We start from the raw sequence: 18,797 nt of genomic DNA on the forward strand, positions 1-18,797 counted from the left end.
GGCGTCTAACCGTTGGCGGCCGCGTCCTCCAGCGTCGAGCTCACATCAGTGAAGCCCTTCCTCAGGGAGACGAGCCGGCCGTCGCGTACGACCTGGAACGTCACCTGGCGGTTGATGATGCGCGGGAAGTCCGGGGCGGCCAGCATGTCCTCGAAGCGCCAGCGCAGGGCCGGGGTGAGGCCGCCGGTGTCCACGCTGACGCCCGTGTTGAGCGCGCGGACGAGATCGGGGGCGTGGACGCTGTCCTGGCCGAGGGACTCGACGACCTTCTTCAGGACCGTGTACGCGATCCAGGTGGTCTGCACCCCGGCGTCCGCCGCGTCGATCGAGTCGTCCCCGAAGGCCTGTTCGCTGATGACCTTCTTCATCGGATCCCAGCGCGGATCGTCGGCCTCCGGGTACCAGCCGGTGACGTAGGCGCCCTCGAACGGCCCGTCCTTGCCGCCGGTGCGGTCGATCAGCGGCTGGCCGACCGAGCCGATGACGGAGGCCACCCGCACCTTCTGGTCGTCGCTCTCCACCCGCCGGAAGGAGTCGAAGAACGTTTCCGTGCGGTCGCCGAGCACGGCCGTCACACAGCCCTTCTGCGCCTTCTCCGCGGCCGCCTTCCGGCCGAGCCGGGCCGCCAGCGCCGGATCCGCCCCGGCCTGGCCGAGCGCGCGCTCGGCCTGCGGGGTGTAGTCGCTGGCGTCGTCGGCCGTACGGATGTCGGTGGCGGGCTTGCGGTGGTCGGCGACGAGCCCGGCGTTGAGCAGGCCCGGCAGGATGTCGCCGGAGATGGTGTCGGGGCGCACCAGCGAGACCAGTTCGCAGTCGGGTGCCAGCTGCCGGCCGCTGCCCGCGATCAGCGCCGCCTGGCCGCCGTTGACGGGATAGGAGAGCCCGCTGGTGAACTCCTGGTCGGAGATGCCGTAGCCGCCGATGTAGGGGATGCCGGCCGCTTCCAGCGGGGCCATGAAGGCGCTGCCGTACTGGCTGTACGAGCCGACGACGGCGACCGCCTTCTCCTTCACCGCGCGGCGTGCGCAGTCCGACGCGCCGGTCGCGGTGTTGTGCTCGTTGCAGGTGAGGACGTTCAACTCGTGTCCGCCGAGGCCGCCGTTGGCGTTGGCCCAGCGGGCGAAGGCCTTCGCCATGGCGGGCATGCCGGGGGTGTTGGTGGCCGAGGTGCCGTCGGGGGCCCAGGTCATGACGGTGATGGGCTCCCTGGAGCCCCCCGCGACTCCAGGAAGCACCCCGCAACCGGTCAGGAGTCCGGCGCCCACCGCCGAACATGTGGCGAACACGGTGGCCGTCGTGCCGAGCGAGCGGTGGAGCCGGGTCGAGCGCCGAAGATCCCGAGGACGCTGCCATCCGTTACCGGTCATGTGCCCACACACTTCCGCCCCGCGGGTAACGGCGAAGTGAGCAAACGTCAACGCAGGGTGACGCACAGGTGAATTGCGGGGCCCGGTCGGGCGGCGGACGGGGGGAACGTACGATCGAAAACGTGCAGCAAGGTTCAGCAGGCTCTTCCCGTCGCGGCCGTCGCTCCTCCACCATGGGCGGCATGCCGTTGAATGACATGCCGTGGTGGCGCTGGCGTACGAACGTACGGTCCGCGCTGCACATGCTCTCCGACCCCGTCTTCCACGAGGAGACCTGGCTGGCCGGGCGCGAGGGGTTCGGGGACGTCACCGACGCCGTGTACCGGCTGGTCGAGGACACCTGGCTGGACAGCTGGTCCGCCGAGAAGTACGTCGGCACGATCTTCCGGGACTCCGGCGAGGCCGCGCTTGTCGACCTCGCGGTGCTGCGGGTGCTGCGCATCATGCACCAGGTCGGCGCCGACGCCCCGGTCTCCGCCTACCTCGCCCACCCCGCCTGGCCCGAGGCCGTACAGGCGGCGCGTGAGGCGCACGTACGGCTCGCGCAGAGCGACGGCGAGGACCCCGACGCGCCGCCGCGCTCCCTCGAAGTGCTGAGGATCCTGACCCGCTCGGCCTGAGGTCCGGATTCTGGGCGCGGGGCTGCGGGGGTGTCCGGTTGTGGCATCCTGCCTGGATGACTGACCAGTACGTCCTCACGCTCTCCTGTCCGGACAAGCAGGGCATCGTGCATGCCGTGTCGAGCTATCTGTACATCACGGGCTGCAACATCGAGGACAGTCAGCAGTTCGGCGACCGCGACACCGGTCTCTTCTTCATGCGGGTCCACTTCTCGGCCGAGGCCCCGGTGACCGTCGCGAAGCTGCGCGCCAGCTTCGCGGCCGTCGGCGACTCCTTCCAGATGGACTGGCAGATCCACCGCCCCGAGGAGCGGATGCGGATCGTCCTCATGGTGTCGAAGTTCGGGCACTGCCTGAACGACCTGCTGTTCCGCTCCAAGATCGGCGCGCTGCCGGTGGAGATCGCCGCGGTCGTCTCCAACCACACCGACTTCGCCGATCTCGTCGCCTCCTACGGCGTGCCCTTCCACCACATTCCGGTGGCGAAGGACACGAAGGCGGCGGCGGAGGCGCGGCTCCTGGAGCTGGTGCGCTCGGAGCGCGTCGAACTGGTCGTCCTCGCCCGCTACATGCAGGTGCTCTCCGACGACCTGTGCAAGCAGCTCAGCGGGCGGATCATCAACATCCACCACTCGTTCCTGCCGAGCTTCAAGGGCGCCAAGCCGTACCACCAGGCGCACGCCCGCGGTGTGAAGCTCATCGGCGCCACCGCGCACTACGTGACGGCCGACCTCGACGAGGGGCCGATCATCGAGCAGGAGGTCGAGCGCGTCGGGCACGACGTCACGCCGGAGCAGCTCGTCGCGATCGGCCGGGACGTCGAGTGCCAGGCGCTGGCGCGGGCGGTCAAGTGGCACGCCGAGCACCGCATCCTGCTGAACGGGCGGCGGACCGTCGTGTTCGCGTAGGTCTTGGGCCGACGGCCGTCGTCCGCGGCGCTGCCCCGGACCCCCGCTCCTCAATCGCCGGAGGGGCTCAGGGAGTTCACATCCGGCTCAAGGACGCCGCCGCGAACAGTACGTCGCTGATCGCCTCCCGGTCGCCGAGCTGGCCCACCGCCGCCTCGTGCGGCGGCACGTGGCCCGCGGCCAGTCTGCAGAACTCGACGCCGTCCAGGGCCACATGGGCCACTTCGTGCTCGGGAGAGGCGACGGCGGCCGGGGAGTCCAGCGCGATGTGCCAGTCGCCGCCGCCCGCCCCCTCGATCTCCAGGCGCAGCGAACGGCCCGGAGAGCCCGCCGCGACCAGGCCCCGCGCGGGCGAGGCGAGCCCGGCCCGGCGGCGGTCGGCCAGGGTGGCGGGCAGGATCCGCGCGGCCAGGTCGATCATGCGGTGCAGATGCGCCCCGGACGGCGGGTCGTACGGATAGTCCACCGCCTCCGCGATGTCACCCGCGTGGATCCAGCACTCGAAGGCCCGGTCCAGCATCGCGTCCTGGAGCGGCAGCGCGAACTCCCCGTAGGGCACGTCCAGTTCGGCCACTTTCCGGCCCGCGAACGACACCGTGCGCAGCAGTGTGTGGGACTGGTCGCGCCAGGGCTCGCGGACCGTGCGGGTCAGCGGGTACGCACCGGCCCGCCACAGCGCCTCGGTGCGCGCGGTGGGTCCGGCCGCCTCCTCCTCGGGGCCGAGCGGCACCGGGTCTTCGAGCCCGAGGGCGGTCGCGACCAGCGCGTCGACGGCCATCAGGTGTCCGATGACCCCGGCGACCGTCGTGCGGCGGCCGACCTGCCGCTCCTGCTCGAACCACTTCAGCCGGACCGGGGCGTGCCACTCGGCGTCCCCGAAGTCATTGAGCAGCGCGTCGAGCCGGGCCGTCTCCGCGTCGTACGGGGCCGCCCACAGCGGCACCGGGATACGGGCCGGGCGCCGGCCCAGGCAGTTCTCCAGGACCCGGGAGCGCAGCAGCGGGTCCAGATCGAGGCTGCGCTCGGCCTGTAGCAGCCCCACCGCGTCCCGCAGCCGCAGCGCCTCCTCCGCACAGGGCGCGCACTCGGTGAGGTGCGCCTCGACGGCGTCGGTCTCCTCGGCCGAGCACGCGGCCAGCGCCCAGGCCCCGAGCAGCGACTTCAGCACGGTGTGCGAGCGCGGGCCGGGGCCGGTGAGTGGGCCTTCGACGGCGGGCCGCTCCGGTGCCTGGCGCTCGACGGCGGGCCGCTCCGGCGCCGGGTCCGCATCCGCCTCCGCACCCGCATCCGGCGCAGAGAAACGGTTACCCTCGCGCGGTCCGGGCACGAACGTGCCGGAGCCGCCCCGGCGGCCGCCGCCCGTCAGGTCGTCGCCCGCCGCCCGGGGTGCCGGTATGCGCGGGGTGTTGTCGTCGTCCGGGGCGGGCTCGCCCTGCTCCAGCGGGCCGCTCACAGCGCCCGTCCGTAACCGGGCGGCGCGGCTCCTTCCGGCGGCCGGATGGTGGCCGTGGACAGCAGTTGCAGGCCGAGCCGCAGGCGGCGGCGCGCCTCGTCCTCGGTGATGCTGAGGTCGGCGGCGGCCTGCCGGTAGTCGCGCCGCTGGAAATAGGCCAGTTCGAGGGCGGCGCGCAGCGGCGCGGGCATCGACGTCACGATGTAGTCGGCGCGGGCCGCCACCGAGGCCCGCCGCACTTTCTGCTCCAGTTCCTCGGCCGAGCCCCCGCCGTTCTCCGCGTACGAGGACGCCTCGGACTGGCGGAGCCGCTGCACGGCCTGGCACTGGGTGAGCTTGGCGACCCAGGAGCGCATCGAGCCCTGCTTGGGGTCGTAGTCGTCCGGGTTCTCCCACACGTAGCCGAAGACCTCGCGGGTGATCTGGTCCGCCGCGTCCTCGTCGTCGAGCACGCGGTGGGCGAGGCTGTGCACCAGCGAGGCGAACCGGTCGTAGAACTCGCCGAGAGCGGCCGCCTCCCCGCGCGCGAGCCGCTGCTGCATCCGGCGGTCCCACCGAGGTGGTGCGTCCTTCGGCATAGGCTCCCCAACCCTGTCGTTCCCCGCTGTGCCCCTGTGCGCCCGTCTCTGTGTATCTACGAATGTAATGCGACGGGCTGACAATGCAGGTTGGTTTGCGCTAAGTACGCCCCCACAAAGCGACGTGGTGGTAAAAGCACGTGTTTCGCGGGAGCGCGTCGGGGCAGCCGCGCAAGGAGGGGGGCCGGGCAGCACAGAGAGGGGCCGGCGGCGTGACGCTGATGGTGAACGAGGTCGTGCGGGGCACGTGGACCGTGCTGCGGGTGCGCGGCGAGCTGGACCTGGTGACCGCGCCGAGGCTCCGCAGGCAGGTGCACGACGTGGTCGCCGAGGGCCGCCACGATCTGGTCCTGGACCTTTCCGGGGTGGTGTTCTGCGACTCCATGGGCGTGGGCGTGCTGATCGCGGCGCGCCGTCTGATGCGTTCCTGCCAGGGGCGGCTGCGGCTGATCCTGCCCGCGCGCGGCGCCTTGGACGGCTCCCATGTGAACAAGGTCCTCGCCGCCCTCGGGGTGCGCCGCCTCTTCGAGGTGTACGGCGATGTCGGCTCCGCCGCCGACGACCTGGCCGAACCGCTCTCCGCGTAACGCGGCCCGCCCCGGCGACGACGCCCCGGGTTCCCGTATCCCCCGCACGCGGCCGCCCCGGGTCGTACGCTCCGGGCATGGACAGCATCGACAGTCCCGAGAGTGCCGGGTACGAGCGCAGGGTCGCGGCCCGGTTCGCCTCCTTCGACCAGGACGGCAGCGGCTGGATCGACCGCGAGGACTTCTCGACGGCGGCGGCCGCGCTGCTCGCCGAGTTCGGCACGACCGCCCGCTGCGACAAGGGCCAGGCGCTGTACGGCGGCGCGGAGGCGCTGTGGCAGGGCCTGGCCGGGATCGCGGACGTGGACGGCGACCAGCGGGTGACGCGGCAGGAGTTCGTGGGCGGCGCGCTGAAACGGCTGCGGGACCGCACGACCGGGTTCACCGAGATCTCCCGGCCGTTCCTGCACGCCGCGTTCGCGGTGGCGGACACGGCCGGCGTCGGCACGGTGGCCGTGTCCGACGCCGAGCGTGCGCTGCGGGCGTTCGGAGTGTCGCCCATGGTCGCGGCGGACGTGGCCGCGGCCCTGGACGGGGACGGCGACGGCCGCGTCACCGAACCGGACGCGGTGGCCGCCTTCGCCGCCTACTTCACGACCCTGCCGTGACGTGACCGCCTACCTCACGACCCTGCCCTGACTGCGCAAAGACTCACCGCGTAAAGACGTCAGTGCCAGTTCCAGTCGATCAGCGTGCGCAGCGTGTCCGAGTGGAAGTCGGGGAAGTCCATCGGGACGACGCCCAGATGGGTCTGCTGGCCGAGGCGGGCGGTCAGATAGCTCTGCACGCCCGGCATGATCGCGTCCGCGTTGAGCTTGGGCCAGCCGCCGCCCGCGTAGCTGGTGAAGTTGATGTACAGCTGGGCGGAGTTCTGGTCGTTGTACGCGTTGTCGAACTGCTGGGTGACCTTGGCGGTCTTCAACGACGGCCAGGCCAGGCCCTGGTAGACGTCCTGGAGCCGGATGTACTGGTTGGACAGGAAGTCGTTGTCGCCGCCGGGCCACTGCAGGACCGGCCAGTCGTTGTCGAACTGCGCGATGAGCACGATCTTCCCGCGCGCCTCGCCGAGCGTGGGCACCCGGTCGGCCAGCCAGAACCGGGACCGCCAGCCCTTCTGGTCGAGGTAGACGTTGAGCACGTTCTTGAAGTTTGCGCCGACGTCGTTGCTGGTGCCGTTCTCCTTCTTGAGCCGCATCAGCAGCACTTCGCCCGGGTGGCTGTCCAGGAAGGCCGCGCTCTGGATGAGTACGTCGCCGAACGTCATGCCCTGGTAGAACGCGCGGTGGTAGATCCCGAACGCGTCGTTCAGATGGCCTTGGAGCCCGTTGGCTCGGATGTCGAAGAAGCGGACGCCCTCCTGCAACTGCTGGGTCAGGCCCCAGTTCTGGGTGTGCGACCACTCGGTGCCGTTGAGCGGGTCGGTGCAGCAGGAGTCGTGGGTGCCGGGGATGGTCATGCGCAGCAGCGAGCGGCTGTCGGGCAGCGCGGCCATCCAGTTGGCCGGGTCCGCGCTCGCGCGGGTCCGCACGGCGGCGTGGGCGGCGTTCGGCAGCAGCGCGGTGGTGGAGAGCGCGGCGGCGCCGAGTATGAGGTGTCTGCGGGTGAGTTCCATAGGTCCATCCTCGTGGGGGAGTGGCGGGGCGCAGAGCTCATGCCCCGCCGAACCGCTCCCGCAACTTGTATTTCAGTACCTTCCGCAGTGTCTCGTTCCTCGGCAGCGCCTCCACCACCTCCAGGCGCTCGGGCAACTTGTGCACCGACAGGCCCTGTTCGCGCAGGTAAGCGGTGATGCCGCCCAGCGTTAACTCCGGTGCGCCCGACGGCTGTTCCACCACCGCGCACACGAGCTCGCCGCGTTCGGGGTCCGGAAGACCGATCACCGCCGCGTCGCCCACCCCCGGGTGGGTGTGCAGCAGGTCCTCGATCTCCTTGGCCGAGATGTTCTCTCCCTTGCGGATGATGATGTCCTTGATCCGGCCGGTGAGGACGAGGTGCCCGGACTCCCTGAGGTGTCCCACGTCGCCGGTGACGAGGAACCCCTCGGCATCGAAGACGGCCGCCGACTGTGCCGGGTCGAGATAGCCCCGGCACACCGCCTCGCCGCGCAACCGCACTTCGCCGTCGACACCGGGCCCCACCGGCTCGCCCGCCTCGTCGGTGACACGGATCTCCATGCCGGGCGGCGGGCGGCCCTCGGTGGTGGCCAGGTTCTCGGCGGTGTCGTCGGGGGCGCCCATGGTGATCATCGGCACCTCCGTCATGCCGTACCCGTGGGTGAGCTGTACGCCCATCTCCCGTACGACCGCGTGGTAGACCTCCGGCGGTTTCGGCGCGCCGCCGCCCGCGAGCAGCCGCAGCGTGGGAATCACCTTCCGGCCGGGCTGTTTGCGCTGCTCGGCGAGGAACATCGAGTAGAACGCGGTCGAGCCGCCGGCCACCGTCACACCGTGCCGCCGGTACTCCGCGAGCGCGCCGGGCAGCGCGAAGTGCTCGAACAGCACGGCGGGGAAGCCGTAGAGCAGCAGCATCACCGTGTAGTCGGGCCCGGCTATGTGGGCGTACGGGAAGGCCATGGAGCCCACGTCGGCGGCCGACAGGTGCAGGGAGTGCGCGAGGCAGGAGCCGCCCGCGATCAGCGAACGGTCGGTGTGCAGCACGCCCTTGGGGTCGGAGGTGGTGCCCGAGGTCCAGTAGATCCACCGTACGGAGGTGCCGTCGCCGGGCGGGGGCGGCAGCAACTCCGCTTCTCCATCCGGCAGTTGGTCGTACGCCTCGAACACCCCCCGTGCGCCGAGCCGCCGCGCCATGGCGGCGTGGTCGAAGCCGCGCCACACCCCCGGCACCGCGAAGAACTCCGCCTCGCAGGCGCGCAGCGCGAAGCCGACCTCGCGGTCGCGGTAGAAGGGGATCACGGGCGACTGCACCGCGCCGAGCCGGGCCAGCGCGAACGACAGCACGGCCGTCTCGATCCGGGTCGGCAGCTGCCAGGCGACCACGCTCCCGGCCCGTACGCCCATGCCGTACAGGCCCGCCGCCACCCGCTCGCAGCGTTCGCGCAGCCCGCCGAAGGTGAGGGTGCGGTCGCCCTGGAGGAGGACCGGGCGGTCCGGAGTGAGCGCGGCGCGGCGCTCGACGAGCTCCCAGAGCGTGCGCGACGCACCCAACGCGTGGGCGGTACCGGTCATGGCGGCTCCCTAACTGACGGCCCGTCAGATGTCGCCAGAGCGTAAGCCCGCACTCCTTGCTGGTCCAGAGGTGCGGAGCTAGCCTGGGAGTCTGACTGGCCATCAGATACGCGGAGGCGACCTCATGAACCCCATGACCGAACCGCTCGACAGCACCACCCGCGCCGGCGCGCCCCGCGACCGGGCCCGCTGATGGACCTGACGTACACCGAGGAGGAAGAGGCCTTCCGGGCCGGACTGCGGGAATGGCTCGCGGTGTCACTGCCCAAACTCCCATCCAGACCTGACCCGTTGGACTGGCCGGCGCGGCGGGCGTACGACACCGCCTGGCAGCGGATGCTGTACGACGCCGGGTATGCGGGGCTGCACTGGCCCGAGGCGGCCGGGGGCCGGGGCGCGACGCCCACACAGCACCTCATCTACCTGGAGGAGACCGAGAAGGCGGGCGCGCCCTACGTCGGCGCCAACTTCGTCGGGCTGCTGCACGCCGGTCCGACCATCGCCGCCGAGGGCACCCCCGGACAGCGGGCCCGCTGGCTGCCGCCGGTGCTGCGCGGCGAGGAGATCTGGTGCCAGGGCTTCAGCGAGCCGGACGCGGGCTCCGACCTGGCGTCGCTGCGCACCAGGGCGGTCCGCGACGGCGACGAGTACGTCGTCACCGGAGCGAAGATCTGGACCTCGCACGCCGAAGTCGCCGACTGGTGCGAGCTGTTGGCGCGCACGGATCCCGACGCCCCGAAGCACCGGGGCATCAGCTGGCTCGCCCTGCCGATGGACGCGCCGGGCGTCACGGTCCGCCCGCTGCGCACCCTCGCCGGAACGGCCGAGTTCGCCGAGGTGTTCCTGGACGAGGTGCGGGTGCCGGTCGCCAACCGGGTCGGCGCGGAGAACGACGGCTGGCGGGTCACCATGGTGACCCTGTCCTTCGAGCGCGGCACCGCCTTCGTGGGAGAGGTGGTCGCCTGCCGCAGGACGCTCGCGGAGCTGGCGGCGGCGGCGAAGGAGACGGGCAGCTGGGACGACATGGCGGTCAGGCGCCAACTCGGGCTCCTCAACGCGGAGTTCGCGGCGCTCTGGCGACTCACCCAGTGGAACGTGAGCGAGTCCGAGCGGACCGGCGGGGTCCCGGGCATCGGCGGGTCCGTCTTCAAGCTGCGCTACTCGCACGCCCGCCAGGAGCTGTACGACACGGCCGCCCGGATCCTCGGCCCCGACTCGCTCGACCTCGACCGCGACTGGACCCAGGACCGGCTCTCGTCCCTCTCGTACACGATCGCCGCCGGCACCTCGCAGATCCAGCGGAACATCGTCGCCGAGCGCATCCTCGGCCTCCCCAAGGGGCGCTGATGGACTTCCGACTCACCGAAGAGCAACGGGCGTTGAAGGCGGGCATGCGCGAGCTGCTGGCGGCCCGCTTCGACCGGGAGGCGCTGCGGGCCGCCGTGGAGCGGCCGCTGCTCGACCGGGCGTTGTGGCGCGCCCTCGGCGACGCGGGGTTCTTCGCGCTGCGGCTGCCCGAGAGCGAGGGCGGGGTCGGGCTCGGCCTTCCCGAGGCGGTGCTCGTGTTCGAGGAGGCGGGGCGGGCGCTGCTGCCGGGCCCGCTGGTGGCGACCCATCTCGCGGCGGGCGCGGTGGCGGGCGCGGCGACCGGCCAGTCGGTGGTGACCCGCGTCGACGGCGGCCTCGTCGCCTGGCTGGCGGAGGCCGACCACGTACAGGGAGACACCACCGGAGCGACGCCCATGCGTTCGCTGGACCCCCTGACCCCGCTGCACCGGACGCGGGCGACGCGTACGCCCGCCCCCGAAGCCGTCCTCCTCACCGCCGCCGAACAACTCGGCAGTGCGGCCCGCAGCACGGAGCTGGCGGTCGAACACGCCAAGCGGCGCGAGCAGTTCGGGCAGCCCGTCGGCGCTTTCCAGGCCGTGAAACACCTCTGCGCGGAGATGCTCGTACGGACCGAGGTGGCGCGGGCGGCGGTGTACGCGGCGGCCGTGACCGAGGACCCGTACGAGATCGCCGGTGCCAAGCTGCTCGCCGACGAGGCGGCCGTGCGGGGCGCGCGCGACTGCCTCCAGGTGCACGGCGGAATGGGGTTCACCTGGGAGGCCGATGTGCATCTGCACCTCAAGCGGGCCTGGGTGCGGGCCGAGCAGTGGCAGTCGGCGGCGCAGGCGGCCGAGGCGCTGGCTTCAGCACTGTAAGCAGTCACGATGCGTGGACAATCGGCGGCCCGGCGCACTCGTCACACGCCGGAGTCGGGGGCCGTCTCCGGTACTCTCCGTGGGATGCGAGTGGTGGTGTGGCGCGGCTCTCCCGGTGTTGCCAGTGCGGCGGCTCCGGGGGCGGGAACGCGCGCTGCTCGCCCCGTACGGAGGCGTCGTACGCGCTCCCGTTCGACTCCCCGCAATGTGCGTCGCACAGTATGCACTACGCATACTCCTTCGCGCTGGAATATGCCCGAAGCGCTTGTTGCGGTGACTGTACGTCAACCATGCTGTCTCTCATGGGAATCACGTTCCGTGACCCCGATTGTGGTCCCTGTGAGGCGCGAGGCGATGTGTCCGCCGGTTCGGATGGTGTGAACGGTGCAGGTGCTTCAGGTTCAGTTGGAGGTCGGTCCCGATCCCGCCGAGGTGGGCCGGGCCCGAAGGTGGGCCCGCTCACGGCTGGCGGGCTCCGGCATAGGGCTGGACGAGCCGCTCGCCGAGACGTTGATCCTGCTGATCTCGGAGCTCGTCACCAACGCCGTGGTGCACACGGGCTGTCCGGCCGTGCTGCGGATGCTGCTCGGCGCGGACGACGAGGGCGGCACCGTACGCGTCGAGGTGGCGGACACCAGTTGCTGTCCGCCCAAGCCCCGCCACGCGGAGGGCGACGACACCAACGGCCGCGGCCTCGAACTGGTCGACGGCCTCGCCGACCGCTGGGGCTGGCAGGCCGAGGGCGCGGGCAAGTCCATCTGGTGCGAGGTGGACCGTGACGCGCCCGGGCCGACGCCCGTCCCGGAGCATTCGAGGCACTCGGGGCACAAGGAGCGTACGGGGCGCACGAATGGGGCGTACGAGAACGGGGCGTACGAACCCCAACGCGCCGTCACAAATACGGCATAAGCGGCGATGCCCTCAGTAGGTGTTGACGCGCCGTGTCGCCCTGATCACCCTGGAATGAGCGATTCGTTGCGAGGGGACGCCGAGGCCCTGCACGGCCTTGGCGAGTGCGGGTCGTGGCACGGCGTCAGCTCCACCGGGCGAGGCTCCTCTCAGGGCACCCGAGGAGCCGCCGACACGCCGATGCCGGGGTGGCGGCGAGCATGCGGCGCCGCCACCCGTGGAACGTGAGCAGTAGGCCCCTTACAGCACGGCCACCGGCGCAACGGGGCTTCCGGTCGCTCCCACAAAGGGTTCCGGCATCGCGCTCAACAGGAACTCGTACCGCGCAGCCTCCGCACAGGCGACGGACAACGCCTCCAGATTCCAGTTCTGCCCCTGAAGCATCCCCATCTCCACGAGATCCAGCGCATGCACCGGCAGCCACAGATCCTCGATCTCCGGCGGGAAGATCTCGAACGTGAGGGTGTCGTTGGCGACGGCGGCCACGTCCCGCGCGTGGAACCACTCGGGCGTACGGACGGAGAGCCCCGGCGAGGGGTACCCGTAGCCGTGCTTGTCCCCGGCGAGATATACCCGCATCTGCCCGGTCCGTACGAGCGCGATGTCCCCGGCCCGCACGGTGAGCCCCGCCAACTCCTCGGCCGCGTCGAGGTCTTCGGGCGTGACCGCGTGCCCCCCGTCGAGCCGGTCGACCCCCCGGGCGCGGGCCACGTCGAGCAGCACCCCGCGCGAGACGATGTGCCCGGGCTTGTCGATGCCGCCGAACTCGGCGCCGCCGTGCGGGGTGATGGTGGCGGCGGGCCGGCCGTTGTAGAGCTTGCCCGAGTGCGAGACGTGGGTCAGGGCGTCCCAGTGGGTGGCGGCCTGGAGCCCGAAGGTCACCGCGTCGTCGCTGCACGCGACCGTGCCCGGCCCGAAGATCTCCTGGTTGATCTGGACCATGGTGTGCAGCGGGTTGATCCGCCCGGGAATGACCCCGGTCTGGACGCCGTCCTGCTGGAGCGGCAGCGCGAGCGGGATGCGGCGCCCGGTGCGAATGGTGGCGGCGGCCTCCCGAACCACCTCGTCGCTGATGAGATTGAGCGTCCCGATCTGGTCCTCGGCGCCCCAACGGCCCCAATTGTTAACGCGTTTGGCGATCTCGTGGAACTCGGGTGGCAGTGACATACGAGTCCCTCCCGGGGGCTTGTGGTGGAGTATCTGACGGGTCATAGAATCTAACGGTCCGTCAGAAACCGCGGGAAGGGGCCGGACGTGGGGAACTTCTTGGCAGGCAAGGTCGTCGCAGTGACGGGGGCCGGCCGGGGCATCGGCCGGGCCGTCGCGCTGGCCGCGGCCGCCGAGGGAGCCAGGGTCGTCGTCAACGACTACGGCGTCTCGATCGAGGGCGGCGAGCCCAGCAGCGAGATCGCCGACGCAGTGGTGAAGGAGATCGTCGCGGCGGGCGGCGAGGCGGTGGCGGTCGCCGACGACATCTCGACGATGGCGGGCGGCCAGCGCATCGTGGACACGGCGCTGGCCCGGTACGGGCGGATCGACGGGGTGGTGTGCGTCGCGGGCATCCTGCGCGAGCGCATGCTGTTCAACATGTCGGAGGAGGAGTGGGACCCGGTGGTCGCCACCCACCTGAAGGGCACGTTCACGGTGTTCCGCGCCGCGTCGGCGGTGATGCGCAAGCAGGGCTCAGGAACCCTGATCGGCTTCACCAGCGGCAACCACCAGGGGAGTGTCGCCCAGGCCAACTACAGCGCGGCCAAGGGCGGCATCATCTCGCTGGTACGCAGCGCGGCGCTTGGCCTGCACAAGTACGGGGTCACGGCGAACGCGGTCGCCCCGGTCGCCCGGACCCGCATGTCGGCGAACGTCCCCATGGAGCTGAAGGAGATCGGCTCGCCGGAGGATGTGGCGGCGCTGGTGGTCTACCTCCTGTCCGAGCGGGCCCGCACGGAGGGGATCACCGGCCAGGTGTACACGATCGCGGGCCCCAAGATCGCGGTATGGGCCCAGCCGCGGGAGCTGCGCGCGGGGTACGCGGAGGGGGCGTGGACCCCGGAACGGATCGCGGACTTCCTGCCGGGGACGGTGGGGGTGGATCCGATGCCGATGCTGGCGCGGCTGGAGGAGATGGCGAGAGCCGCCGAGTCGGGCTCCCGCCCGAACGCGTAGTCCTTCCCCACCCCGCCCCTTCCCGAAACCCTCCGGGGGCCAAATCAAGCCCCTCCGGCGTTTGAGGAGCGGGGTCCGGGGCGGAGCCCCGAAGGGGGTGCAGGGGGCGCAGCCCCCGCCGGGGGGTCCGGGGCGGAGTCCCGGGAAACTCACCCTCCCCACCCCCACCCCCGGAGGGTCTCGGGAAGGGGCGGGGTGGGGGCTCGTACTCACAGGAGGCACCGTGGACTTCAGCTTCGGCCCCGAGGATGAGACCTTCCGCCAGGACGCCCGCGCCTGGCTCGCCGAGCACACCCAAGCCCAACCTCCCGACTGGGAACGGGAGTTGGGGCGGGGCGGGTGGATCGGCATCGGCTGGCCGGAGCCCGCGTACGGGAACCGCACAGCCACCCTCCCCCAGCAGATCGTCTGGGCCGAGGAGTATGCCCGCGCCACCGCCCCACCCCGCACGGGCCACATAGGCGAAAACCTCCTCGCTCCCACCCTCCTCACCCACGGCACCGAGACGCAGAAGACCCGCTTCCTCCCGGCGATCGCCCGGGGCGAAGAGCTCTGGTGCCAGGGCTACAGCGAACCCGGCGCGGGCTCCGACCTCGCCGGCATCCGCACCACCGCCCGCCGCGAAGGCGACACGTACCGCATCACGGGCCAGAAGATCTGGACCTCACTCGCCCACGAGGCCGACTGGTGCTTCGTCCTCGCCCGCACCGAAGACGGCTCCCGGCGCCACCACGGCCTGTCGTTCCTCCTCGTGCCCATGGACCAGCCGGGCAGGATCGAGGTCCGCCCGATCCGGCAGCTGACCGGAACGAGCGAGTTCAACGAGGTCTTCTTCGACGGTGCACGGGCCCGCGCCGAGCATGTGGTCGGCGGCGAGGGCAACGGCTGGCAGGTGGCGATGAGCCTGCTCGCCCTGGAGCGCGGAGTGTCCACTCTGGCCCAACAGATCGGATTCGCAGGCGAGTTGGAGCGCGTGGCGGCGCTCGCGCTGTCCAACGGCGCCGCATCCGACCCCGCCATCCGGGGCCGGCTCGTCCGGCAGTGGTCGGAGCTGAAGGTCATGCGGTGGAACGCCCTGCGCACGCTGGGGAGTTCGGCCGACGCGGGCGCGCCGAGCGTGGCCAAGCTGCTGTGGGGCGGCTGGCATCAGCGGCTCGGCGAGCTGGCGATGGCGGTCCGGGGGGCGGCGGCCACCGTCGGCCCGTACGACTGGAACGAGTCCGAGCCCTACCGGCTCGACCCGCTCCAGCACCTGTTCCTCTTCACCAGGGCCGACACGATCTACGGCGGCTCGGACGAGATCCAGCGCACCATCATCGCCGAGCGGGTGCTCGGCCTGCCGAGGGAGGTTCGGGTTCCGTGAGAGGTGTCCTTTTCGACGGGAAGCAGACCCAGGTGGTGGACGACCTGGAGATACGGGACCCGGGGCCGGGCGAGGTCCTGGTGGCGGTCGCCGCCGCCGGGCTCTGCCACTCCGATCTGTCGGTCATCGACGGGACGATCCCCTTCCCGGTGCCGGTGGTCCTCGGCCACGAGGGCGCGGGGGTGGTCGAGGCGGTGGGCGCCGGGGTCGGCCATGTGGCGGCGGGGGACCATGTCGCACTGTCCACCCTCGCCAACTGCGGGGCGTGCGCCCAGTGCGACCGGGGCCGGCCGACGATGTGCCGCAAGGCGATCGGCAGGCCGGGCCGCCCGTTCTCGCGGGGCGGGCAGCAGCTCTACCAGTTCGCCTCCAACTCGGCGTTCGCGGAACGCACCCTGGTCACGGCCGTTCAGGCGGTGAAGATCCCGCAGGACATTCCGCTGACGTCGGCGGCGCTGATCGGCTGCGGGGTGCTGACCGGCGTGGGCGCGGTCCTGAACCGGGCGAAGGTCGACCGCGGCGACTCGGTGGTCGTCATCGGCACCGGAGGCATCGGCCTCAACGTCATCCAGGGCGCCAGGATCGCGGGCGCGTCCGTGATCGTCGCGGTGGACAACAACCCGGCGAAGGAGGCGGCGGCCCGCCGGTTCGGCGCGACGCACTTCCTCGCCTCGACCGACGGCGTCCGCGACATCCTGCCGACCGGCGCAGACCACGCCTTCGAATGCGTGGGCCAGGCGGGACTGGTCCGCGCGGCCGTCGACCTCCTGGACCGGCACGGCCAGGCGGTCCTGCTCGGCATGACCGCCCCCACGGCCGAGGCGTCCTTCCTGCCGGCCGCACTGTTCCTGGACAAGTCCATCCTGGGCTGCCGGTACGGCAGTTCCCGCCCCCAGCGTGACATCCCGCTCTACGCCGACCTGTACCGCAGGGGCACCCTGCTCCTGGACGAGCTCGTCACGAAGACGTACCCGGTGGAGGACTTCACGAAGGCGGCGGACGATCTGCACCACGGGCGGGTGGCCCGGGGGGTGCTCACCTTCTGAGGCCCGCCGGGGTTCCGGACCGGCGAGCGCCCCCTCCGCTTCAGCTGGTCACGCCCGCGCGGAACGTACGGCGGTAGACCGTCGGCGGGACGCCGAGAGCCGCCTGAAAGTGCTGGCGCAGTGAGGTCGCCGTACCGAATCCCGAGTCGCGGGCTATGGAGTCCACCGACAGGCCGGTGGACTCCAGCAACTGGCGGGCGTGCTCCACGCGCTGCTGGCTGAGCCACTGGCCGGGGCTCAGCCCGACCTCCTCGCGGAAGCGGCGGGTGAAGGTGCGGACCGACATCGACTCCTGTTCCGCCATGTCCCGCAGCTGGATCGGCTCGTGCAGCCGGCCGAGCGCCCAGGCCCGCGCCGTCGTCGTGGTCGCCAACTGAGGCTCGGGCACCGGGCGTTGGATGAACTGGGCCTGGCCACCGGACCGGTGCGGGGGGACGACCGTGCGGCGGGCCACGTCGTTGGCGACGGCCGCGCCGTGGTCGCGCCGCACGATGTGCAGGCACAGATCGATCCCGGCCGCGACCCCCGCCGACGTCAGCACGTCGCCGTCGTCGATGAACAGGACGTCCGGGTCCACGTCGACGGCTGGGAACAGCCGCTGGAAGTGGTCGGCGGAGGCCCAGTGCGTGGTGGCCGGGCGCCCGTCCAGACAGCCCGCCGCCGCCAGCACGTAACCCCCCGTGCAGATCGACACCATGCGGGTGCCGGGGCGCACGAAGGCGAGCGCGGCGGCCAATTCGGGGGTGAGCACGCCCTCCTCGAAGACCGGGCCGAGCTCGTAGGAGGCCGCGGGAGAGGCTCCGGTGGCCTGGCACGACGGAGCCCCGCCCTCGGGTGAGCAGGGCCCGAGTCGAGCGGGGCAGGCTACGCGTCGGGTTCGTCGGCGGTGTGGTTCCACTCCACGGTCAGGTAGTCGTCCACGGTCATCTTCGCCGCCTTCTTGAAGTTGTTCGGGTGCATCGTGATCGTGGTGACGAACTTGACCCACGCTCGACGGACAGGGAGCGGAGTGTTCGGCCAGTCCTGAATCAGGCCGGCAACGCCTGACACGGGGTCGATCGGGGGCAGGCCAGTGACACCGGACAGCTTCTCGTCGATTTCGTCGAGCCTGGCCCGGATCGCCTCGGTACCGGCCGTCATCTGCGACAGGGTGATGGACCCCGAGGCGTAGGCCACAGCCAGCCCGTCGAGCCGTTCCCGCAGGGTCTGCGCTTCCTGGTGAAGATGGGCCGAGCCGTCTCCCTGCTCCTGCCGAGCGGCGAGGACCCAGAGCAGGAAGTCGGGGAAGACCAGCCGCGCCAGAACTGCGTTACCGGCTCGCTTGTCGGCCAGCTCTCGGGGTACGCGTACGTGCTTCTGTCCGCAACGGTAGACCGGTGTCCCTCGGTACATGCCGCCCCGCACGGCCTCCCCGCAACGCTCACACGTAGCCAGTCCGGCGAGCAGGGTCTGAGGGGCCGAGCCGGTGCGGGCGCCACCCGTGAACCGCTTGGGGTTCGTCAGCGCCGACACGAGGGCGTAGTGAGTCGCCTCGTCCAGGATCGCGAACCACTGGCCCTCACCCATCACTTCGCCCCGGTAAGTGGCCTGAGCGATGTACCGGGGGGAGATGAGCACCTTCTTCACTCCGCCTACGCCCCACCCCTTCGCCTCGCCCTTCGCCTTGCCGGACGACGAGCGGGGAGCGAGTAGACCGAGGTCGGTCCAGTAACGAGCGACAGCCGCCAGGGTCTCGCCCTGAAGAACCATCTCGGCACCTTTGCGGATCGCTTCCGCCTCGGCCTCGACCACGGTCGCGTAGTCGTCGGCGTATCCGAACGGCCGCAAGCCTGTCTTGTGCGGCGTGCCGTTCTTCGCGGCCTGAAGGTTCGACGCCTTCTGTCGTAGCGCCTTCTGCTCGCCCTCGTATTCCGCCCACGCTGTGATCGTCTTGGCCGTAGCTCGACCGGCCGGAGTCGAGAGGTCAAGGTGTCCGGCGTGGATGGCGTGGACGTTGATCCCGAGTGCGATCACTCGCAGCAGGTCTTCCGTCTTGCGCACGAGCCGGTCAGTGTGCCAACAGAGGATCGCGTCCGGCTTGGACGCCAACAGCCACTCGAACCCTGGTCGCACCTTGCCCGAAGTGGCACTGACGTCGTTGTCCGCGATTACCTCTCGTACGGTCCAGCCACGGGCTGCGGCGTACGCCTGGCACTCGTCCTCCTGCCGCTGAACGCCCAACTCGTCGCCGTGCTGATCGAGGCTGAGTCGTACGTAGATGGTGACACCCATCTGTCCTGTCTCCCCCTTGCTCCTGCTCGCCGACTGAACTGCCCCGAAGATGTACCAAAAATTCAACTGGTCACGCGGCATAATCGTCGCTGCTGTCCGTCCGCCGCCGAGGCCCTGGCGGGGAACCGCTGGCGGTGTGA

At 71.2% G+C, this 18,797-nt stretch carries 17 protein-coding genes and 1 pseudogene; 10 read left to right on the forward strand and 8 right to left on the reverse strand.

What is annotated here, in order from left to right:
• Positions 1-5: 5 nt before the first annotated feature.
• A complete protein-coding gene (locus ACIBK6_RS30055; protein WP_399054571.1) occupies positions 6-1,367 on the reverse strand; it encodes an ABC transporter substrate-binding protein in 1,362 nt (453 codons plus the stop codon).
• Positions 1,368-1,549: 182 nt separating this feature from the next.
• On the opposite strand from ACIBK6_RS30055, the gene ACIBK6_RS30060 reads away from it, so the two are divergent.
• Together ACIBK6_RS30060 and purU are read left to right on the forward strand one after the other, a co-directional pair.
• On the forward strand, positions 1,550-1,987 hold the full coding sequence (locus tag ACIBK6_RS30060; RefSeq protein ID WP_382805796.1) for a hypothetical protein: 438 nt from the start codon (positions 1,550-1,552) through the stop codon (positions 1,985-1,987).
• A gap of 56 nt (positions 1,988-2,043) precedes the next feature.
• On the forward strand, positions 2,044-2,895 hold the full coding sequence (purU, locus tag ACIBK6_RS30065) for a formyltetrahydrofolate deformylase (protein WP_399054572.1): 852 nt from the start codon (positions 2,044-2,046) through the stop codon (positions 2,893-2,895).
• A 76-nt stretch (positions 2,896-2,971) separates the two neighbouring features.
• Here purU and ACIBK6_RS30070 read toward each other — a convergent pair whose 3' ends face one another.
• Positions 2,972-4,348, reverse strand: a complete 1,377-nt coding sequence (locus tag ACIBK6_RS30070) for a zf-HC2 domain-containing protein (protein WP_399054574.1) — start codon at positions 4,346-4,348, stop codon at positions 2,972-2,974.
• The gene (locus tag ACIBK6_RS30075) at positions 4,345-4,926 is read right to left on the reverse strand and encodes a sigma-70 family RNA polymerase sigma factor (RefSeq protein ID WP_399054575.1); all 582 of its coding nucleotides are present in this window, start codon (positions 4,924-4,926) and stop codon (positions 4,345-4,347) included. Before ACIBK6_RS30075 ends, ACIBK6_RS30070 begins: the two co-directional genes overlap by 4 nt.
• 212 nt (positions 4,927-5,138) lie before the next feature.
• Here ACIBK6_RS30075 and ACIBK6_RS30080 point away from each other — a divergent pair, with 212 nt between their 5' ends.
• Entirely contained in the window at positions 5,139-5,513 is a 375-nt protein-coding gene (locus ACIBK6_RS30080) for an STAS domain-containing protein (RefSeq protein ID WP_399054576.1), read from the forward strand.
• A 77-nt stretch (positions 5,514-5,590) separates the two neighbouring features.
• Positions 5,591-6,121, forward strand: coding sequence for an EF-hand domain-containing protein (locus tag ACIBK6_RS30085; protein WP_399054577.1), 531 nt, complete (start codon positions 5,591-5,593; stop codon positions 6,119-6,121).
• Between the two features lie 59 nt (positions 6,122-6,180).
• Here the strand turns inward: ACIBK6_RS30085 and ACIBK6_RS30090 are convergent, their stop codons facing one another.
• Together ACIBK6_RS30090 and ACIBK6_RS30095 are read right to left on the reverse strand one after the other, a co-directional pair.
• Positions 6,181-7,125, reverse strand: a complete 945-nt coding sequence (locus tag ACIBK6_RS30090) for a phosphatidylinositol-specific phospholipase C (RefSeq protein ID WP_399054578.1) — start codon at positions 7,123-7,125, stop codon at positions 6,181-6,183.
• Positions 7,126-7,162: 37 nt separating this feature from the next.
• Positions 7,163-8,698 (reverse strand): class I adenylate-forming enzyme family protein, encoded by a 1,536-nt coding sequence (locus ACIBK6_RS30095; protein WP_399054579.1) that lies wholly within the window; start codon positions 8,696-8,698, stop codon positions 7,163-7,165.
• A gap of 192 nt (positions 8,699-8,890) precedes the next feature.
• Between ACIBK6_RS30095 and ACIBK6_RS30100 the strand changes: the two genes are divergently transcribed.
• From ACIBK6_RS30100 to ACIBK6_RS30110, 3 genes are all read left to right on the forward strand, one after another.
• Positions 8,891-10,045 carry an acyl-CoA dehydrogenase gene (locus ACIBK6_RS30100; protein ID WP_399054581.1) on the forward strand — a complete coding sequence of 385 codons (1,155 nt, stop codon included), beginning with the start codon at positions 8,891-8,893 and terminating at the stop codon, positions 10,043-10,045.
• The gene (locus ACIBK6_RS30105) at positions 10,045-10,902 is read left to right on the forward strand and encodes an acyl-CoA dehydrogenase family protein (RefSeq protein WP_399054582.1); all 858 of its coding nucleotides are present in this window, start codon (positions 10,045-10,047) and stop codon (positions 10,900-10,902) included. The genes ACIBK6_RS30100 and ACIBK6_RS30105 overlap by 1 nt, the downstream gene beginning before the upstream one ends.
• Positions 10,903-11,286: 384 nt before the next feature.
• Entirely contained in the window at positions 11,287-11,811 is a 525-nt protein-coding gene (locus tag ACIBK6_RS30110) for an ATP-binding protein (protein ID WP_399054583.1), read from the forward strand.
• 240 nt (positions 11,812-12,051) lie between these two features.
• Here ACIBK6_RS30110 and ACIBK6_RS30115 read toward each other — a convergent pair whose 3' ends face one another.
• Positions 12,052-12,978 carry a cyclase family protein gene (locus tag ACIBK6_RS30115; RefSeq protein ID WP_399054584.1) on the reverse strand — a complete coding sequence of 309 codons (927 nt, stop codon included), beginning with the start codon at positions 12,976-12,978 and terminating at the stop codon, positions 12,052-12,054.
• A gap of 87 nt (positions 12,979-13,065) precedes the next feature.
• Here ACIBK6_RS30115 and ACIBK6_RS30120 point away from each other — a divergent pair, with 87 nt between their 5' ends.
• The 3 genes from ACIBK6_RS30120 (at position 13,066) to ACIBK6_RS30130 (ending at position 16,386) form a co-directional block, all read left to right on the forward strand.
• On the forward strand, positions 13,066-13,977 hold the full coding sequence (locus ACIBK6_RS30120; RefSeq protein WP_399054585.1) for an SDR family oxidoreductase: 912 nt from the start codon (positions 13,066-13,068) through the stop codon (positions 13,975-13,977).
• Between the two features lie 223 nt (positions 13,978-14,200).
• On the forward strand, positions 14,201-15,340 hold the full coding sequence (locus tag ACIBK6_RS30125; RefSeq protein WP_399054586.1) for an acyl-CoA dehydrogenase family protein: 1,140 nt from the start codon (positions 14,201-14,203) through the stop codon (positions 15,338-15,340).
• Positions 15,337-16,386, forward strand: a complete 1,050-nt coding sequence (locus tag ACIBK6_RS30130; RefSeq protein WP_399054587.1) for a Zn-dependent alcohol dehydrogenase — start codon at positions 15,337-15,339, stop codon at positions 16,384-16,386. Before ACIBK6_RS30125 ends, ACIBK6_RS30130 begins: the two co-directional genes overlap by 4 nt.
• A gap of 40 nt (positions 16,387-16,426) precedes the next feature.
• Here ACIBK6_RS30130 and ACIBK6_RS30135 read toward each other — a convergent pair.
• Positions 16,427-17,173: pseudogene (locus tag ACIBK6_RS30135) on the reverse strand (GlxA family transcriptional regulator); the annotation flags it as partial.
• Positions 17,174-17,250: 77 nt separating this feature from the next.
• Complete coding sequence (locus ACIBK6_RS30140) at positions 17,251-18,657, reverse strand: recombinase family protein (RefSeq protein ID WP_399054588.1); 1,407 nt, start codon at positions 18,655-18,657, stop codon at positions 17,251-17,253.
• Positions 18,658-18,797: the final 140 nt, after the last annotated feature.

The sequence above is a fragment of the Streptomyces sp. NPDC050485 genome (genome assembly GCF_044458185.1).
Lineage (GTDB): Bacteria > Actinomycetota > Actinomycetes > Streptomycetales > Streptomycetaceae > Streptomyces.

Excerpts from the sequence above, each read along its gene's own strand:
- ACIBK6_RS30055 (WP_399054571.1), bottom strand. The coding sequence starts at position 1,367 with ATGACCGGTAACGGATGGCAGCGTCCTCGGGATCTTCGGCGCTCGACC.
- ACIBK6_RS30060 (WP_382805796.1), top strand. The coding sequence starts at position 1,550 with ATGCCGTTGAATGACATGCCGTGGTGGCGCTGGCGTACGAACGTACGG.
- purU (WP_399054572.1), top strand. The coding sequence starts at position 2,044 with ATGACTGACCAGTACGTCCTCACGCTCTCCTGTCCGGACAAGCAGGGC.
- ACIBK6_RS30075 (WP_399054575.1), bottom strand. The coding sequence starts at position 4,926 with ATGCCGAAGGACGCACCACCTCGGTGGGACCGCCGGATGCAGCAGCGG.
- ACIBK6_RS30085 (WP_399054577.1), top strand. The coding sequence starts at position 5,591 with ATGGACAGCATCGACAGTCCCGAGAGTGCCGGGTACGAGCGCAGGGTC.
- ACIBK6_RS30090 (WP_399054578.1), bottom strand. The coding sequence starts at position 7,125 with ATGGAACTCACCCGCAGACACCTCATACTCGGCGCCGCCGCGCTCTCC.
- ACIBK6_RS30095 (WP_399054579.1), bottom strand. The coding sequence starts at position 8,698 with ATGACCGGTACCGCCCACGCGTTGGGTGCGTCGCGCACGCTCTGGGAG.
- ACIBK6_RS30100 (WP_399054581.1), top strand. The coding sequence starts at position 8,891 with ATGGACCTGACGTACACCGAGGAGGAAGAGGCCTTCCGGGCCGGACTG.
- ACIBK6_RS30105 (WP_399054582.1), top strand. The coding sequence starts at position 10,045 with ATGGACTTCCGACTCACCGAAGAGCAACGGGCGTTGAAGGCGGGCATG.
- ACIBK6_RS30115 (WP_399054584.1), bottom strand. The coding sequence starts at position 12,978 with ATGTCACTGCCACCCGAGTTCCACGAGATCGCCAAACGCGTTAACAAT.
- ACIBK6_RS30140 (WP_399054588.1), bottom strand. The coding sequence starts at position 18,657 with ATGGGTGTCACCATCTACGTACGACTCAGCCTCGATCAGCACGGCGAC.